The organism is Mitsuaria sp. TWR114 (assembly GCF_007997345.1).
This window is the reverse complement of record NZ_VOSR01000657.1, coordinates 1-3,875: the sequence shown is the minus strand read 5'-3', so window position 1 is coordinate 3,875 and position 3,875 is coordinate 1. Positions and strand designations below refer to the sequence as shown.

At 70.7% G+C, this 3,875-nt stretch carries 4 protein-coding genes and 1 pseudogene; 4 read left to right on the top strand and 1 reads right to left on the bottom strand.

Going from position 1 to position 3,875, the window contains the following annotated elements; translation table 11 throughout:
* The 4 genes and pseudogenes from FUT87_RS21760 to rocF form a co-directional block, all read left to right on the top strand.
* Positions 1-769: S1C family serine protease (locus tag FUT87_RS21760; protein ID WP_147242364.1), on the top strand; the 769-nt coding region annotated here is incomplete at its 5' end.
* A gap of 3 nt (positions 770-772) precedes the next feature.
* Positions 773-1,520: pseudogene (locus tag FUT87_RS21755) on the top strand (HesA/MoeB/ThiF family protein).
* A gap of 96 nt (positions 1,521-1,616) precedes the next feature.
* On the top strand, positions 1,617-2,525 hold the full coding sequence (locus FUT87_RS21750; protein WP_091721713.1) for an LOG family protein: 909 nt from the start codon (positions 1,617-1,619) through the stop codon (positions 2,523-2,525).
* 42 nt (positions 2,526-2,567) lie between these two features.
* Positions 2,568-3,488, top strand: coding sequence for an arginase (gene rocF, locus FUT87_RS21745; protein WP_091721709.1), 921 nt, complete (start codon positions 2,568-2,570; stop codon positions 3,486-3,488).
* 124 nt (positions 3,489-3,612) lie between these two features.
* On the opposite strand, the gene FUT87_RS21740 is transcribed toward rocF, so the two are convergent.
* Positions 3,613-3,875: ketopantoate reductase family protein (locus tag FUT87_RS21740; protein ID WP_310735289.1), on the bottom strand; the 263-nt coding region annotated here is incomplete at its 5' end.

The window sequence follows — 3,875 nt, the reverse complement described above, 5'->3', positions numbered from 1 at the left end:
GGTCCAGCTGGCCGATGGCCGCGACACCGCGGCGCGTCTGGTCGGCACCGATCCCGAGACCGACCTGGCCGTCCTGCGCATCACGCTGCCGCCGCCGCTGCCGGTGATCCATCCCGGCAAGGCCGGCGAGCTGCAGGTCGGCGACGTGGTGCTGGCGATCGGCAATCCCTTCAACGTCGGCCAGACGGTCACCTCCGGCATCGTCAGCGCGCTGGGCCGCACGCAGCTGGGCCTGAGCACCTTCGAGAACTTCATCCAGACCGACGCCGCCATCAACCCCGGCAACTCCGGCGGCGCGCTGGTGGACGTGCAGGGCCGGCTGGTGGGCATCAACACCGCGATCTACTCGCGCACCGGCGGCGGCAGCCTGGGCATCGGCTTCGCGATCCCGGTGGACTCCGCCTACCAGGTGCTGGAGGCGCTGGTGAAGGACGGCAAGGTCTCGCGCGGCTGGCTCGGCGTCATCACCGGCGACGTCAACCCGGAGGTCGTCGACACGCTCAAGCTGGCCGTCGATCACGGCGTGCTGGTCAAGGAAGTCTTCAAGGCCAGCCCCGCCGCGAAGGCCGGCCTGGAGGCGGGCGACGTCGTCACCGAGGTCGGCGGCCAGGCGGTGCGCTCGCCGCGGGAACTGGTCAACGTGGTGGCGGCGCTGCGGCCCGAGAGCCAGACGGTGATCGCGGTGCAGCGCGGCAAGGAGCTGCTCAAGCTGCCGCTGCAGGTGGGCCTGCGCCAGCCGCAGACCAGCGACGAGACCCCGCCGGAATGAACCATGGATGACGACCAACTGCTGCGCTACTCGCGCCACATCCTGCTGGACGACATCGGCGTCGAGGGCCAGCAGCGCCTGCTGGACGCGCATGCGCTGGTGATCGGCGCCGGCGGCCTGGGCTCGCCGCGGCGCTGTTCCTGGGCACGGCGGCGTCGGGCGCATCACGCTGGTCGACCATGACCGCGTCGACGTGACCAACCTGCAGCGCCAGATCGCGCACAGCCTGGCGCGGGTGGACCAGCCCAAGGCCGAATCGGCCGCCGCCGGCATCGCCGCCATCAATCCCGAACCGCGCGTGCGCGCGATCACCGAGCGCGCCGACGCCGCGCTGCTGGACACGCTCGTGCCGCAGGCCGACGTGGTGCTGGACTGCACCGACAACTTCCCCACCCGCCACCTCGTCAACGCGGCCTGCGTCAAGCACGGCAAGCCGCTGGTGTCGGGCGCCGCGCTGGGCTTCGACGCGCAGCTGAGCGTCTACGACAGCCGCGAGCGGCGCTTCCCCTGCTACGCCTGCCTGTTCCCGGCGGACCAGCCGCCGGAAGAGCAGCGCTGCGCGGTGATGGGCGTGTTCGCGCCGCTGGTGGGCATCATCGGCAGCATGCAGGCCGCGGAGGCGCTCAAGCTGCTCACCGGCATGGGCTCGGCGCTGCCGGGCCGGCTGCTGATGCTGGATGCGCGGCGGATGGAATGGACCGACCTGCAGGTCGCGCGCGACCCGCGCTGCCCGTGCTGCGGCGACCGCTGAGCGCGCGCAACAAACCGTCGTCCACGCCGCTGCGCCGCCGCGCGAGACGAACAGAAATTAAGTGGCAACGCCCGTAAGCTCCCGGGCCATCGAATCATGATCAGAAGCGACAAACTCACCGCCCGCAACTTCCCCTCCGCGCAGGAGGAGGCCGCGCAACAAGCGGCCTTCGACGCCGCGTTCGACGCCAATCCCCCCAGCGCCTACCAGCTGGCGTTCACCGACACCGACTTCCTGCTCCGCCCCGAGCTGCGCCCGGTGCGCATGCAGCTCGAGCTGCTGAAACCGGAGCTGATCCAGCAGGAGCTGGACATCCAGTCGACGGTGGTGATCTTCGGCAGCGCGCGCATCGCCGACCGCGAGTCCGCGCAGGCGGCGGTCGAAGCCGCGCGCGCCGCCAAGGACGAGGCCGCGCTGCAACGCGCCGAGCGCCGTCTGGTGATGAGCGGCTACTACGAGGAAGCGCGCAGGTTCGCGCGCCTGATCACCGAGCACACCAAGGACTTCGCGCATCCGCTGTACGTCGTCACCGGTGGCGGTCCCGGCATCATGGAAGCCGGCAACCGCGGCGCGCACGAGGCCGGCGGCCGCAGCATCGGCCTGAACATCGTGCTGCCGCACGAGCAGCGGCCCAACCAGTACATCACGCCGGAGCTCTGCTTCCGCTTCCACTACTTCGGGCTGCGCAAGATGCACTTCCTGATCCGGTCGGTGGCGCTGGCGGCCTTCCCTGGCGGCTACGGCACGCTGGACGAGCTCTTCGAGACGCTGACGCTGATCCAGACCGGCAAGTGCCGCCGTCGCCCCATCTTGCTGTTCGGACGCGACTTCTGGTCGCGCCTGATCGACTTCGAGCTGCTGATCGACACCGGCATGATCAGCCCGGGCGACGAGCAGCTCTTCCACTACGTCGAGACCGCCGACGAGGCCTGGGCGCTGCTGATGAAGGAATACGACATCGGCTCGCCCGCGAACGGCAACGGCAGCGGGGGCGACGGCACCTGATCCGCCCTTCCGGGGGCATCCCAAAGCAAGAGAGGTTGGACCATGACCGCAGCACGACACGTGAGCCTGATCGGCGCCCCCACCGACGTGGGGGCCGGCGCCCGAGGCGCCAGCATGGGGCCGGAGGCCCTGCGGGTGGCCGGCCTGGCCGAGGCGCTGCGGGCACATGGCGTCGAGGTCAAGGACTGCGGCAACCTCACCGGCCCGTCCAACCCCTGGCAGCCGCCGACCGCCGGCTACCGACACCTGGACGAGGTCACCGCCTGGAACCAGGCGGTGCACGACGCGGTCTACGCCGAACTGGGCGCCGGCCGCATGCCCATCCTGCTCGGCGGCGACCACTGCCTGGGGCTGGGCTCGATCGCGGCGGTGGCGCACCACTGCCGCGACACCGGCAAGAAGCTGCGCGTGCTGTGGCTGGACGCCCATGCCGACTTCAACACCAGCCAGCTCACGCCCAGCGGCAACATCCACGGCATGCCGGTCGCCTGCCTGTGCGGCTACGGCCCGCAGGAGCTGATCCAGATCGGCGGCAAGGTCCCCGCGATCGATCCGAAGTGGATCCGTCAGATCGGCATCCGCAGCGTCGACCCCGGCGAGAAACGCTTCGTCCACGAGGTCGGCCTGGAAGTCTTCGACATGCGCTACATCGACGAGATGGGCATGCGCCACACGATGGAGCTGGCGCTGGCCACGATGGACGCCAACACCCACCTGCATGTCAGCTTCGACGTGGACTTCCTGGACCCGGACGTCGCGCCCGGCGTCGGCACCACCATCCCGGGGGGACCGACCTACCGCGAGGCCCAGCTCTGCATGGAGATGATCGCGGACACCGGCCGGCTGGCGTCGCTGGACATCATGGAGCTCAACCCGGCGCTGGACGTGCGCAACAAGACCGCGCTGGTGGCGGTGGACCTGGTCGAGTCACTGTTCGGCAAGTCGACGCTGATGCGCAAGTGAAGCGCGCCCCGGGCACCGTCCCTTGAGGGCCAGGCCTCGCGCCGGCCACCGTCACGAAGCCGGGCTCGTCCCGGCTTCTTCACGTTGGGGACGGCTTCCACCGCGGCCTGGGGTCGGCCGCCAGTCAGGCGCGGCTGAGCTCCGCCAGATGGACCAGCGTGTGCAGCACGCGGTTGGCCGGCGTGGGCACGCCCAGGGCCTCCCCGCGCCGGACCAGGAAGCCGTTCAGGTGATCGATCTCGGTCGGCTTGCCGCGGGCCAGGTCCTGGGCGGTCGAGGAGAACTGGCCCGGCATCGTCTCCGCGATCTTGCGCACCGCCTGACGGACGTCCCCCAGCAGGGTGACGCCGTCGGCCGCCGCCACCGCCAGGCCCTCGTCGACGAGCT